The sequence below is a fragment of the Franconibacter sp. IITDAS19 genome (genome assembly GCF_023079515.1).
GTDB classification, from domain to species: domain Bacteria; phylum Pseudomonadota; class Gammaproteobacteria; order Enterobacterales; family Enterobacteriaceae; genus Franconibacter; species Franconibacter pulveris.
Genome location: NZ_JALJCP010000009.1, coordinates 25663 through 37165, shown reverse-complemented (window position 1 = coordinate 37165; position 11503 = coordinate 25663). Strand labels below are relative to the sequence as shown.

18 protein-coding genes and 3 pseudogenes are annotated in these 11503 nt (G+C 46.7%); 17 read left to right on the top strand and 4 right to left on the bottom strand.

The window, feature by feature from the left end:
- From MT962_RS19625 to MT962_RS19605, 5 genes and pseudogenes are all read left to right on the top strand, one after another.
- Nucleotides 1-380 (top strand): polymorphic toxin type 28 domain-containing protein (locus MT962_RS19625; protein WP_247366273.1); only part of this gene is annotated, 380 nt, incomplete at its 5' end.
- A complete protein-coding gene (locus MT962_RS19620; protein ID WP_188724355.1) occupies nt 377-763 on the top strand; it encodes a contact-dependent growth inhibition system immunity protein in 387 nt (128 codons plus the stop codon). The genes MT962_RS19625 and MT962_RS19620, both read left to right, overlap by 4 nt.
- A 410-nt stretch (nt 764-1173) precedes the next feature.
- Nucleotides 1174-1472: pseudogene (locus MT962_RS22265) on the top strand (VENN motif pre-toxin domain-containing protein); the annotation flags it as partial.
- Nucleotides 1473-1532: 60 nt separating this feature from the next.
- Nucleotides 1533-2156: a hypothetical protein gene (locus tag MT962_RS22260; protein ID WP_281732773.1), complete on the top strand. Its 624-nt coding sequence runs from the start codon at nt 1533-1535 to the stop codon at nt 2154-2156.
- 5 nt (nt 2157-2161) lie between these two features.
- The gene (locus MT962_RS19605) at nt 2162-2398 is read left to right on the top strand and encodes a hypothetical protein (protein ID WP_049291994.1); all 237 of its coding nucleotides are present in this window, start codon (nt 2162-2164) and stop codon (nt 2396-2398) included.
- Between the two features lie 47 nt (nt 2399-2445).
- Here MT962_RS19605 and MT962_RS19600 read toward each other — a convergent pair whose 3' ends face one another.
- Complete coding sequence (locus tag MT962_RS19600) at nt 2446-2709, bottom strand: SymE family type I addiction module toxin (RefSeq protein ID WP_029590824.1); 264 nt, start codon at nt 2707-2709, stop codon at nt 2446-2448.
- Between the two features lie 47 nt (nt 2710-2756).
- On the opposite strand from MT962_RS19600, the gene MT962_RS19595 reads away from it, so the two are divergent.
- Nucleotides 2757-3308, top strand: coding sequence for a VENN motif pre-toxin domain-containing protein (locus tag MT962_RS19595; protein WP_247366272.1), 552 nt, complete (start codon nt 2757-2759; stop codon nt 3306-3308).
- A 272-nt stretch (nt 3309-3580) separates the two neighbouring features.
- Nucleotides 3581-3943 (top strand): hypothetical protein, encoded by a 363-nt coding sequence (locus MT962_RS19590; protein ID WP_247366271.1) that lies wholly within the window; start codon nt 3581-3583, stop codon nt 3941-3943.
- 66 nt (nt 3944-4009) lie between these two features.
- On the opposite strand, the gene MT962_RS22315 is transcribed toward MT962_RS19590, so the two are convergent.
- The gene (locus MT962_RS22315; protein ID WP_348773192.1) at nt 4010-4438 is read right to left on the bottom strand and encodes a SymE family type I addiction module toxin; all 429 of its coding nucleotides are present in this window, start codon (nt 4436-4438) and stop codon (nt 4010-4012) included.
- Between MT962_RS22315 and MT962_RS19580 the strand changes: the two are divergent.
- A pseudogene (locus MT962_RS19580) lies at nt 4364-5433 on the top strand (VENN motif pre-toxin domain-containing protein); the annotation flags it as partial. The gene MT962_RS22315 and the pseudogene MT962_RS19580 sit on opposite strands and share 75 nt — an antisense overlap.
- Before the next feature lie 5 nt (nt 5434-5438).
- Complete coding sequence (locus tag MT962_RS19575) at nt 5439-5675, top strand: hypothetical protein (protein WP_049291994.1); 237 nt, start codon at nt 5439-5441, stop codon at nt 5673-5675.
- Nucleotides 5676-5722: 47 nt separating this feature from the next.
- Here MT962_RS19575 and MT962_RS19570 read toward each other — a convergent pair whose 3' ends face one another.
- Nucleotides 5723-5986, bottom strand: coding sequence for a SymE family type I addiction module toxin (locus MT962_RS19570; RefSeq protein WP_348773191.1), 264 nt, complete (start codon nt 5984-5986; stop codon nt 5723-5725).
- Here MT962_RS19570 and MT962_RS19565 point away from each other — a divergent pair.
- Both MT962_RS19565 and MT962_RS19560 read left to right on the top strand, forming a co-directional pair.
- The gene (locus tag MT962_RS19565) at nt 5886-6440 is read left to right on the top strand and encodes a hypothetical protein (protein ID WP_247366276.1); all 555 of its coding nucleotides are present in this window, start codon (nt 5886-5888) and stop codon (nt 6438-6440) included. The genes MT962_RS19570 and MT962_RS19565 overlap by 101 nt on opposite strands.
- Nucleotides 6441-6981: 541 nt before the next feature.
- Nucleotides 6982-7368 carry a hypothetical protein gene (locus MT962_RS19560; RefSeq protein WP_247366270.1) on the top strand — a complete coding sequence of 129 codons (387 nt, stop codon included), beginning with the start codon at nt 6982-6984 and terminating at the stop codon, nt 7366-7368.
- Nucleotides 7369-7417: 49 nt separating this feature from the next.
- On the opposite strand, the pseudogene MT962_RS19555 reads toward MT962_RS19560, so the two are convergent.
- Nucleotides 7418-7627 (bottom strand): annotated as a pseudogene (locus MT962_RS19555) (type I toxin-antitoxin system SymE family toxin); the annotation flags it as partial.
- A gap of 9 nt (nt 7628-7636) precedes the next feature.
- On the opposite strand from MT962_RS19555, the gene MT962_RS19550 reads away from it, so the two are divergent.
- The 6 genes from MT962_RS19550 (at nt 7637) to MT962_RS19525 (ending at nt 11424) form a co-directional block, all read left to right on the top strand.
- Nucleotides 7637-8071 (top strand): hypothetical protein, encoded by a 435-nt coding sequence (locus MT962_RS19550; RefSeq protein WP_247366269.1) that lies wholly within the window; start codon nt 7637-7639, stop codon nt 8069-8071.
- Nucleotides 8072-8123: 52 nt separating this feature from the next.
- Nucleotides 8124-8441: a DUF6572 domain-containing protein gene (locus MT962_RS19545; RefSeq protein WP_188724351.1), complete on the top strand. Its 318-nt coding sequence runs from the start codon at nt 8124-8126 to the stop codon at nt 8439-8441.
- Between the two features lie 397 nt (nt 8442-8838).
- Nucleotides 8839-9018, top strand: coding sequence for a hypothetical protein (locus tag MT962_RS19540; protein ID WP_247366268.1), 180 nt, complete (start codon nt 8839-8841; stop codon nt 9016-9018).
- A 434-nt stretch (nt 9019-9452) separates the two neighbouring features.
- On the top strand, nt 9453-9953 hold the full coding sequence (locus MT962_RS19535; RefSeq protein WP_188724349.1) for a contact-dependent growth inhibition system immunity protein: 501 nt from the start codon (nt 9453-9455) through the stop codon (nt 9951-9953).
- Nucleotides 9954-10010: 57 nt separating this feature from the next.
- Complete coding sequence (locus tag MT962_RS19530; RefSeq protein WP_152527563.1) at nt 10011-10343, top strand: hypothetical protein; 333 nt, start codon at nt 10011-10013, stop codon at nt 10341-10343.
- Nucleotides 10344-10923: 580 nt separating this feature from the next.
- The gene (locus tag MT962_RS19525) at nt 10924-11424 is read left to right on the top strand and encodes a contact-dependent growth inhibition system immunity protein (protein ID WP_247366267.1); all 501 of its coding nucleotides are present in this window, start codon (nt 10924-10926) and stop codon (nt 11422-11424) included.
- Nucleotides 11425-11503 lie beyond the last annotated feature (79 nt).

Below are 11503 nucleotides of genomic sequence, written 5' to 3'. Positions count from 1 at the left end.
TAGAGTTAGGTGGTGCTGGCTCAGGAACCGGCACCCCACCACCGCCGGAAAATGATTCTAAGCAGCAAAATGAAAAACCTGTAGACAAGCTTAATCAGAAGCAAGAAAGTGCGATTAAGAAGATCGATAACACTATAAAAAATGCTCTAAAAGATCATGACATTACTGGCACTCTCAAGGATATGGATGGTAACCCTGTTCCTAAAGAGAATGGAGGATATTGGGATCATATGCAGGAAATGCAAAATACGCTCAGAGGATTAAGAAATCATGCGGATACGTTGAAAAACGTCAATAATCCCGAAGCTCAGGCTGCGTATGGCAGAGCAACGGATGCTATTAATAAAATAGAATCAGCCCTGAAAGGACATGGAATATGATTACCTTCCGTAAATTGATTGGAAGCATCAACGTCACGAAAGAGCCTGAACAACTATCACCGCTTGAACTCTGGTTCGAACGTATCATTGATGTACCTATTGAAAAGTTAACAGTGGAAGATCTCTGTCGCGCTATTAGACAGAAATTATGTATTGATCAGTTGATGCCAAGAGTGCTGGAAGTTCTGACTGAAGATCCGTTGGCGGGTGAATATTACGATGGTGAACTAATTGCAGCCCTATCAACAATAAAAGGAGAAGATCTAAAAGATCAGAAAGTTATTTTTACCCAAATAAGGCAACTTATAAACCAGCTGGCTCCTTCAGATATTAATGATGATTTAAGAAAAGATATATTAAAAATCAATCAAATAATCGTATAACTAATCCCGGCTTCAGCGCCGGGATCGTGTTGCCAGCCGTCAGGCAAAATGCCCGTTCCCGCGCTTGATCACCGACACATCACCAGTGTCGTTCAGCGCGCCGGGGAAGGTCTTAAACCACTGGGGCATTTTTGGCCTGTTGACGTAAGTCACGCTCAGCCCCTCGGCGCAGCCCCACAGCTCGCGGCTGTTCCGGGTGGTGATGAGGATGCAGTCGGGTATCCCCGGATTTTAACCGGCATCCCGTCAGTAAATCCCGCCTGTTCTATCCACTCGACGCGTAAAAATATCGCATTACACACGGCCCGGCTGGGGTGTGGGTTGCGGCGCTTCAGTTGTGCGGCAGCAGCCACGCCGAAGGCACGACGCAGTCTGCGGTGTCGGATGTTATCGGCCATAAGCTGAACCTGGACGAGGGCAGTAAAGCGATTGCCCATGCCATCGCCGGAGCCGTCGTGGCGGAGCTTCAGGGACGCAACGCTCTGGCAGGCGTTGCCGGTGCGGTGGCAGGGGAACAGGCAGCTCACATCTTGCTGGCGCAGATGTTCCCGGCAAAAGCGCAGCGGACCTGACCGAAGAACAGAAGCAGACCATCAGCGCTTTCTCAACGCTTGCGGCAGGGCTTGCTGGCGGCATTGCCGGAGACAGCAGCGCCAGTGCGTTAACCGGCGCGCAGGCAGGGAAAAATGCAGTTGAGAATAACTCGCTGTCTCTGGTTGCCAGAGGTTGCGCGGTTGCAGCGCCGTGCCGGACGAAGGTTGCAGAGCAGTTGCTGGAAATAGGGGTAAAAGCCGGTCTTACTGGAGCCGTAGCGAAAACTCTGGCCGACAAACTGACCGCTGATGAACTGGATCATCTTGTTACCCTTGAAATGATGGGTAACGATGAGATCACCGGAAAATATCTCAGCTCGTTGCAGGATAAGTACGGTTCCGGGAGTGCCTCAAATCCAAACATCGGCAAGGATCTGACTGATGCAGAGAAGGCAGAGTTAGGCGGTGCGGGGTCAGGCACGCCGGGTGGCTGGGAGCCGCAGGATGAGGAGAATGGACGAGATAAACAAACTCAATCCAGTAATTTTGATGATAAATTTAAAAAGGAAGATCTTACCTCTTCGGCTAATCAACCAATTAATAATCAAGGATTATCCGCAGCAGCGCGTGCATGGGAAAAACATGCAGGAAGGCCAGGAGGGGTATTCGATCCTTTGAAAGGGAACACAGCTCAGAAAAATGAAGCGGCTGGTAACTTCGTAAATGAGGTATTGAACAATAAGGGAACTGTTAGAACAAATCTTTCAAGAGGTGGTGTGGAATACCGCTTACCTGATGGCAGGGGCGTTCGCTATAACTCTGATGGCTCATTCTCAGGCTTCCTAGATCCAAAGAGATAACATGTATGAAAAGTGATTTTAGTGTGGATTTTTTTAGTGACTCCCGGTACGAAGAACTGACCGCAGAGATATCTTATAAGGGGCAAATACTCTGTCAGCTTAATAAAGATAAAGGTGCTAACGCGGTTGAGGTTGAGTTTTTTACTGATAGTCGATTACTACCAGAATCAATAGAAATGAAATTCTCATTAGAAGAATTTATATGTATTTTGAATGAAACAAAATTAGATCTACTTGCCTGAACAGATCCCGGCCACTGTGCCGGGATCTGTTTATCAGTCGTCAGCCTTTACCCAAAACGCCCGTCCCCGCGCTTAATCACCGGCAGATCGCCGGTGTCATTGAGCGCGCCGGGGAAGGTCTTAAACCACTGGGGCATTTTTGGCCTGTTGACGTAAGTCACGCTCAACCCCTCTGCGCAGCCGTATAGCTCGCGGCTGTTCCGGGTGGTGATAACGATGCAGTCCGACATCACCCGTATTTTAACCGGCATCCCATCAGTAAATCCCGCGTGTAGTATCCACTCGCCGCGTAAAAATATCGCCTTATGCACGGCCCGGCTGTAGTACTCGCAGCGGGTGGTGGGTTGCGGCGCTTCAGTTGTGCGGCAGCAGCCACGTCGAAGGCACGACGCAGTCTGCAGTAGAATGGCGCCATCACCATTCGCGACCAGGCGAACCAGCGGGCCGTCCAGGCGGTGACGTTCAGTCGGCGCTGGCAGGCGGCGCAGCGCCGTACCTGGCGGATGTTATCGGCCATAAGCTGAACCTGGACGAGGGCAGTAAAGCGATTGCCCATGCCATCGCCGGAGCCGTTGTGGCGGAACTTCAGGGACGCAACGCTCTGGCAGGCGCTGCCGGCGCGCAGGCAGGGAAAAATGCGGTTGAGAATAACTTCTTGAGTCAGGAAAGACCGAAGGACTTCACCGAGCAACTCAAAGGTTGTAACGGAAACCCATCCTGTGAGCAGGGTGTTCGTAAGGATATGGCCAAGGAGTCAGCAGAAAATATCCTGAAGCTGAAATCATGCTGGGATGCGGGAGACACCGCTTGCGTGGCACAGATGCGTACTCAAATTGAGCTGAACGAAAACGCTTACACGGCGTTGCGTGTTTACAAAATCGCCTCAAGTAATCTGGGGACGTTCAACTGATGATATCGTCAAAGATTTTCAGGCGGCAGGTTATCAGGTTAATGTCCGGCACAATCTACGCGAGGTTCTGGTCAGGCTGTTATTATTGAAGTTAAAGGCCATCCAGAAATCAGCCAGATTCAATATCATCCAGGAGGAGGGCGTCATGGAGGAAGTTATTATAAAGTCTCGACTACAACACAAGGGACTATGAAAGTTGTAGATCCAAGTTCTTATAAGCCAACACCTGGAGAAAAGGCTACGATTATTGATAAGCCAAAAGAGTAAATAATATGAATAAAATTAAATGGATAACACAAGCTTTTGCTCAGCCATATGAAGTGCAAAAAAAATTGTTTCCCGAATTTGTAAATGTAGCAGATCAGTTAGCAGTAGAATGGGAAATTGCTTTAGATGAAATAAATGACGCTCAGCTAACAGACGCTCAGAAACAGGCTATTAAAACATTAGATGATTATATGTTATCAATTAGTGGATCGGCTAATCTTCAGTACTGGAATGATGATGCTCTCTGTTACAGCGATGAATGGAATAAAATGAGGGTTTTAGCAAAGATTATTTTAGATGTGATGGGATGGGATAATGTTGTTCCACCTGAAAGTAATGCAATATATATCGGTAACAAAAAATACTGATAGAGATCCCGGCTTGATCGCCGGGATCATGCTATTCGCCTTTACCCAAAACGCCCGTCCCCGCGCTTAATCACCGGCAGATCGCCGGTGATTAAGCGCGCCGGGTAAGGTCTTAAACCACTGGGGCATTTTTGGCCTGTTGACGTAAGTCACGCTCAACCCCTCTGCGCAGCCGTATAGCTCGCGGCTGTTCCGGGTGGTGATAACGATGCAGTCCGACATCACCCGTATTTTAACCGGCATCCCATCAGTAAATCCCGCGTGTAGTATCCACTCGCCGCGTAAAAATATCGCCTTATGCACGGCCCGGCTGTAGTACTCGCAGCGGGTGGTGGGTTGCGGCGCTTCAGTTGTGCGGCAGCAGCCACGTCGAAGGCACGACGCAGTCTGCAGTAGGATGGCGCCATCACCGAACCAGCGGGCCTGGCGGGCGGGGACGTTCAGTCGGCGCTGGCAGGTGGCGCAGCGCCGTACCTGGCGGATGTTATCGGCCATAAGCTGAACCTGGACGAGGGCAGTAAAGCGATTGCCCATGCCATCGCCGGAGCCGTCGTGGCGGAGCTTCAGGGACGCAACGCTCTGGCAGGCGTTGCCGGTGCGGTGGCAGGGGAACAGGCAGCTCACATCTTGCTGGCGCAGATGTTCCCGGCAAAAGCGCAGCGGACCTGACCGAAGAAGAGAAGCAGACCATCAGCGCTTTCTCAACGCTTGCGGCAGGGCTTGCTGGCGGCATTGCCGGAGACAGCAGCGCCAGTGCGTTAACCGGCGCGCAGGCAGGGAAAAATGCAGTTGAGAATAACTCGCTGTCTCTGGTTGCCAGAGGTTGCGCGGTTGCAGCGCCGTGCCGGACGAAGGTTGCAGAGCAGTTGCTGGAAATCGGGGTCAAGGCTGGTATTACTGGCGTAGTGGCGAAAACGCTTGCCGACAAACTGACCGCTGATGAACTGGATCATCTTGTTACCCTTGAAATGATGGGTAACGATGAGATCACCGGAAAATATCTCAGCTCGTTGCAGGATAAGTACGGTTCCGGGAGTGCCTCAAATCCAAACATCGGCAAGGATCTGACTGATGCAGAGAAGGCAGAGTTAGGCGGTGCGGGGTCAGGCACGCCGGGTGGCTGGGAGCCGCAGGATGAGGAGAATGGACGAGATAAACAAACTCAATCCAGTAATTTTGATGATAAATTTAAAAAGGAAGATCTTACCTCTTCGGCTAATCAACCAATTAATAATCAAGGATTATCCGCAGCAGCGCGTGCATGGGAAAAACATGCAGGAAGGCCAGGAGGGGTATTCGATCCTTTGAAAGGGAACACAGCTCAGAAAAATGAAGCGGCTGGTAACTTCGTAAATGAGGTATTGAACAATAAGGGAACTGTTAGAACAAATCTTTCAAGAGGTGGTGTGGAATACCGCTTACCTGATGGCAGGGGCGTTCGCTATAACTCTGATGGCTCATTCTCAGGCTTCCTAGATCCAAAGAGATAACATGTATGAAAAGTGATTTTAGTGTGGATTTTTTTAGTGACTCCCGGTACGAAGAACTGACCGCAGAGATATCTTATAAGGGGCAAATACTCTGTCAGCTTAATAAAGATAAAGGTGCTAACGCGGTTGAGGTTGAGTTTTTTACTGATAGTCGATTACTACCAGAATCAATAGAAATGAAATTCTCATTAGAAGAATTTATATGTATTTTGAATGAAACAAAATTAGATCTACTTGCCTGAACAGATCCCGGCCACTGTGCCGGGATCTGTTTATCAGTCGTCAGCCTTTACCCAAAACGCCCGTCCCCGCGCTTAATCACCGGCAGATCGCCGGTGTCATTGAGCGCGCCGGGGAAGGTCTTAAACCACTGGGGCATTTTTGGCCTGTTGACGTAAGTCACGCTCAACCCCTCTGCGCAGCCGTATAGCTCGCGGCTGTTCCGGGTGGTGATGACGATGCAGTCGGGCATCACCCGGATTTTCATTGGTATCCCCACAATAAATCCCGCCTGTCCAATCCACTCGCCGCGTAAAAATATCGCATTACGCACGGCCCGACTGGGGTGGTGGGTTGCGGCGCTTCAGTTGTGCGGCGGCAGCCACGCCGAAGGCACGACGCAGTCTGCAGTAGAATGGCGCCATCACCATTCGCGACCAGGCGAACCAGCGGGCCGTCCAGGCGGTGACGTTCAGTCGGCGCTGGCAGGCGGCGCAGCGCCGTACCTGGCGGATGTTATCGGCCATAAGCTGAACCTGGACGAGGGCAGTAAAGCGATTGCCCATGCCATCGCCGGAGCCGTTGTGGCGGAGCTTCAGGGACGCAACGCTCTGGCAGGCGCTGCCGGTGCGGTGGCAGGGAAAAATGCGGTTGAGAATAACTCGATGGCTGGGGATAAGGACCGGGAGTCACTGAAAGAAAGCGCTGAACGGTGGAAAGAACAGATCAGGGATAATATCTGGTGCTTTTATACCCGCCAAGATTTTGCCGGGAGGAAAATCAACTAACACCGCTTTAACGGGAAAAGGAACTGCCACTAATGTAGCGGATGATGTTGCGGGAATGGCTGGCAGTAGGCATCCATTATTAGATGATGCTCTTCCACGCAATGGTGATAGGACTGTTGTCAATCAGGGGGCGTTACCGACATGTGGTCATAATTCATGCGGAATGGTATTGGATACAATGGGTAAACCTGTGGATATTGTTAGTTTAATATCCAATACCCCCTACACCAGGAGGCATAACATCATTACAAGTCTCCAATATATTAAAATCGGAAGGGGTTAATGCTGTTGCATGGGGTAACCGAGGCGTTAGCGATTTATCTCGCTATACTGCTAATGGTACGCCTTTCATTGCTCGTATTGCTGATAAAACCGGAGGCTGCAGTTTTTCTCACTTCGTTGTTGTAGATGGCGTTACAACACGAAATGGTATATCAGTTGTAGCAATAAGAGATCCCTGGGATAAGCAATATTTTAGCCCTGTTAGCACATTCGAGAAAAATTTTACAGGGGAAGTTATTGTCCCCAAAAGTTGGCAAAAATGATATTAGAAATTAATTTCCCAGATAATTTGATAACTGGGCTGCTACCAGAACAGAAGAACATACCCTGCATTATTAAAGTAGCTGATAAGTTCGAAGTTATCTTTTCTACGGTTGTCCCATGCACGGCGGGGATTATGCATGAATGGGATCGACAACGCTTAGAAGAGCGAGCAATAGCGAAAGCCGGCGGGGCTTATACCCACAATGAGCCCGCTTTAATAACGTTAAACAAGAAGACAAAAGATAGCTATGAAGTGGTTGATCTTTATGTTTTTTATAATGATTTTGGATGGTGCCCTGTAATAAAAGATGGAGAGTACGCAATACCAAATCAATTTTGGGATAGTGATGAAGAAGATCCTGACTATATACCCAAAAACTAGTTGAAATCTCCCGGCCACTAAAGAGTGTCCGGGGTCTAGCTACCAGCCGTCAGGCAAAATGCCCATCCCTGCGCTTAATCACCGACAAATCGCCGGTGTCGTTCCGCGCGCCGGGGAAGGTCTTAAGCCACTGGAGCATCTTTGGCCTGTTGACGTAAGTCACGCTCAGCCCCTCGGCGCAGCCCCACAGCTCGCGGGTATTCTGGGTGGTGATAACGATGCAGTCGGGCATCACCCGAATCTTTATCGGCATCCCGTCAGTAACACTGTGATCGGCCCCAAAGGTGGAATCTATACTAATACAGGGAAGACAGAACTTTTAGGCAATGTTATCTATAGCAATAATGGCAGTTATTATACATTTGATAATACTTCAAAACATGCCATACCCTCGTTAAATCCGGTTAATCAAATTCGTCAGAATTATGAACAAGGAAAAGCTTTTGAAGATAGTAAATTTCAAGAATATGCCAAGGGAATGACCGATACGGCGCGTGAAGTTACAATAAAAACCGGAAGCGGGGTGAATGTCAGAGTGGATATAATGACTAAAGATAGTGATGGGAACATCTTCTGCATTGAATGTAAAAGCTCGGCAACAGCGCCGCTGACACCTAATCAGAAAATTGGCTATCCTGAAATTGAGAAGCATGGTGGAGTGATTTCTGGAGCGGGTAAGCCCGGTTTTGAAGAGGAATTTTAATTCCACCTGCTAAAGTTAATGTGGTAACACCAGATAAAGGCAAAGGTTAAATATGTCAGTAGAAGATATTAATAAGATAGATTTTATGGGGATACCTGAAAACGAGCCAGACGTTGTTAGTCTGGCTATCTCTGATCATCTGGCATGGAGGAGCGCAACTAATGAACATTTGTATAAGTTGCAGGAGAAAATAAACTCATACATTAGATTTATAGAAGGAGGAGAAATAAAATATAATTTTCCTACAGTTCATAAAGATGCCAAAAAAAGGATTGAAATATATTTCAAAAACAATCCTCCAGATGAAGTAATGTTTTTTTTCATGAAGTCGAGAAAGTACTCGCAGAGGTTGGTGTCTCGTTGCGCTTAAGATTAAATGATTAAGCTTATATATAATATTGTTTTTTTATAAATGAGCCTGTTTTTCAGGCTCTGCCTCTGCCTAAAATTAGAAATGCGGTAGAATATAGAGCGATCTTAATGTGGCTTTGGTATAACAGAGGCTATGACGGCTAATTACATTCTGGAAGCTGTGAATAATTATCCGGCTGGAGCTACTGTTGCAAATTCCATGGAGTACATGTAAAAGCTGAGAGAACATGCTTATAATTTTGGTTGGCTTGTTGGAGGCGCTACTGTCACTGGGAGTAAAGGCGGGATAGGCCTCTCAGTTGGTTTCGGACCATCGGTTGGCGTGAGCGGTGAATCTAAATTACCGCCGTTGAATATAGATATAGATGGAGAATCGACCAGGGAGATATACCATCATGATTTCTAATAACTATTTCTTTTATTTTAGTGCTGTTGGGTTGGCTATATCGCTGGCAGCTTTGGCAATTATATTTTTTCTTTTTGTCTATAAAGTTTTGGGTGGCGCTAAACCAAGGAAGGATGTTCTTGTTTTTAGTGACTATCTTTTTTTGGCAGGAATACTGGATCGAACCTGACAGCCTTGCTTTTGATTTTTATTTATTGCTTTGGTCTTGCGCTGGAGTTTAGCAGGGCGAACGATCCAATAGCGCTTCTTAATAATATTCCTGGTGTGCTTGCTGTTATTTTATTTATTGTGCACGGGAAGTTCTTTTCTGGGTTGGTTTATAATAATAATGGTAAAATTCTTTTTATAAAAGAATTTTTCTTGAGAGGAGGACTGTCAAAGTGCCTTCTGTTATTGTGGGTGTCAAGATTGCTCTATATGGCCTGGTTTGTATTATTAATGCGTAACAAGCTCACTTATTGAAATGTATTTCATTAATGAATGGCCCAGGTCAAAGTCCGATATTTGCTTAAATAAAAAGGATGTCTGGGCTATAATGATACAGGCGCAGTGTAATAAACTTGATTTGAGTAGAAGATATATTAAGCGGGAATTAAGGAAATAATGAAATTTAACCAAAACCAGGATTACTGGGCTAATGTCTTTATAACGAATGATTTTTTTTGCATTGATACTTATTCTGGGCTAGGCATGACCGGAAGGGACGCTTTGTTCCCTTCTCGTTTGCTTCCACCAGACGCTGATGATATGCGCATAGGTGACGCTATTTTACAGGCATTGTCGGATAGCAGAAGTCTGGTAGTACGCGAAGAGCGTGCGGCTTTTTTTGATGCCGATAAAGTTAAAGAAAGATATAAAAATTGGACAGCTATGTTGCTAGAGCAGTATCAATATAAGACCAAAAAAACGTTATTTAAAGATATGAAAAAATGCACTGTGCACTGCGTGAACGATATCATTACAATAATCCCAACGCGCCATGAAAAGTTAGAAGCCTGGGGGCGGTCTAAAGGCGATGGCATTGAGGACGTTATTCTTTCGACAAATAATTCGCCTGCTGAAATTGGCGCCGGTTTGCGGCTGGCTTTGAGCCGTTGTAAGTAAGCCGGGCGTGGCGGGTGAGATACAAATTCGCATTGATTATCCAGGCTATGGCGGAAGTTGAAAAATATAGGTAGATTCACTGAAAAATTATTGTCCATTTGCAGTGACAGTCAGTCTTCAGAACGCCCTGAAAGCCAGCAGTTAGCGACCTGGCCGTTTCCGGCAGTGAAAGAACTGATCTCCTTTTTAGAAACTAAAAATGGTTTCTATGGGTTTGAGTCCGCGCTTCATCTCTTTCCTTTACGCGCAGAAGGGAGCGAGGTTGGTTTGATAAGCTGGAAACAGCTGTCGCTATGGATTGAGGCCTTTAACCGGATGGCTTCAGAGGCGCTATTTTTCGCTGAAGATATGGACTGGTTGCTTATTCGATCTCTGAACTTGAACCAGTAGCGGGTAATACAGAACTGCACAAAAACAACCTGAGCAAAGCGGTCCTGGCGTCGGTGACTGTGGCGTTTATGTTAGATAAACTATCATCAGGAAACGGAAAAGCTTCTCAGGGAACTTTTTTGGCAGGAATACTGGATCGAACCTGGCAGCCTTGCTTTTGATTTTTATTTATTGCTTTGGTCTTGCGCTGGAGTTTAGCAGGGCGAACGATCCAATAGCGCTTCTTAATAATATTCCTGGTGTGCTTGCTGTTATTTTATTTATTGTGCACGGGAAGTTCTTTTCTGGGTTGGTTTATAATAATAATGGTAAAATTCTTTTTATAAAAGAATTTTTCTTGAGAGGAGGACTGTCAAAGTGCCTTCTGTTATTGTGGGTGTCAAGATTGCTCTATATGGCCTGGTTTGTATTATTAATGCGTAACAAGCTCACTTATTGAAATGTATTTCATTAATGAATGGCCCAGGTCAAAGTCCGATATTTGCTTAAATAAAACGGATTTCTGAGCTGTTATGATACAGGTGCAGGGTAATAAACTTGATTTGAGTAGAAGATATATTAAGCGGGAATTAAGGAAATAATGAAATTTAACCAAAACCAGGATTACTGGGCGAGTGCATGTTGCACTGAGGATTTTATTTGCATCGATACCTATTCAGGATTAGGAAGAGTAGGGCGCGATCCGGCTTTTCCGTCTGATTTACTTATGCCAACAGTAGATGATCCTGGCCTGGGCGAAGCGCTCATTCAGGCTTTGTCTAACAGTCGAACACTAAACGATCTGCAAGAGCGCACAATCTTTTTTAATCCGGAGAAAAGTAAGAGTAATTATTCGGACTGGGTGGCTATGTTGAAGGCGCGTTACGGTTATAAGAGTAGCAAGGCCTTATTTAAAGATATGAAAAAATGCACTGTGCATTGCGTGAACGATATCATTACGATAATCCCAACGCGCCATGAAAAGTTAGAAGCCTGGGGGCGGACTAAAGGCGATGGCATTGAGGACGTTATTCTTTCGACAAACAGTTCGCCTGCTGAAATTGGCGCCGGTTTGCGGCTGGCTTTTAGCCGTTGTAAGTAAGCCGGGCGTGGCGGAAGTCAGCGTGGCGGGTGAGATACAAATCCGTATTGATTATCCAGGCTATGGTGGGAGTTGAAAA

What these genes read in the sequence shown, in the direction of transcription:
- MT962_RS22315 (WP_348773192.1), bottom strand. Translation starts at nt 4,438, where the DNA reads ATGGCCGATAACATCCGCCAGGTACGGCGCTGCGCCACCTGCCAGCGC.
- MT962_RS19620 (WP_188724355.1), top strand. Translation starts at nt 377, where the DNA reads ATGATTACCTTCCGTAAATTGATTGGAAGCATCAACGTCACGAAAGAG.
- MT962_RS19565 (WP_247366276.1), top strand. Translation starts at nt 5,886, where the DNA reads ATGACGATGCAGTCGGGCATCACCCGGATTTTCATTGGTATCCCCACA.
- MT962_RS19525 (WP_247366267.1), top strand. Translation starts at nt 10,924, where the DNA reads ATGAAATTTAACCAAAACCAGGATTACTGGGCGAGTGCATGTTGCACT.
- MT962_RS19605 (WP_049291994.1), top strand. Translation starts at nt 2,162, where the DNA reads ATGAAAAGTGATTTTAGTGTGGATTTTTTTAGTGACTCCCGGTACGAA.
- MT962_RS19575 (WP_049291994.1), top strand. Translation starts at nt 5,439, where the DNA reads ATGAAAAGTGATTTTAGTGTGGATTTTTTTAGTGACTCCCGGTACGAA.
- MT962_RS19535 (WP_188724349.1), top strand. Translation starts at nt 9,453, where the DNA reads ATGAAATTTAACCAAAACCAGGATTACTGGGCTAATGTCTTTATAACG.
- MT962_RS19540 (WP_247366268.1), top strand. Translation starts at nt 8,839, where the DNA reads ATGATTTCTAATAACTATTTCTTTTATTTTAGTGCTGTTGGGTTGGCT.
- MT962_RS19590 (WP_247366271.1), top strand. Translation starts at nt 3,581, where the DNA reads ATGAATAAAATTAAATGGATAACACAAGCTTTTGCTCAGCCATATGAA.
- MT962_RS19560 (WP_247366270.1), top strand. Translation starts at nt 6,982, where the DNA reads ATGATATTAGAAATTAATTTCCCAGATAATTTGATAACTGGGCTGCTA.
- MT962_RS19545 (WP_188724351.1), top strand. Translation starts at nt 8,124, where the DNA reads ATGTCAGTAGAAGATATTAATAAGATAGATTTTATGGGGATACCTGAA.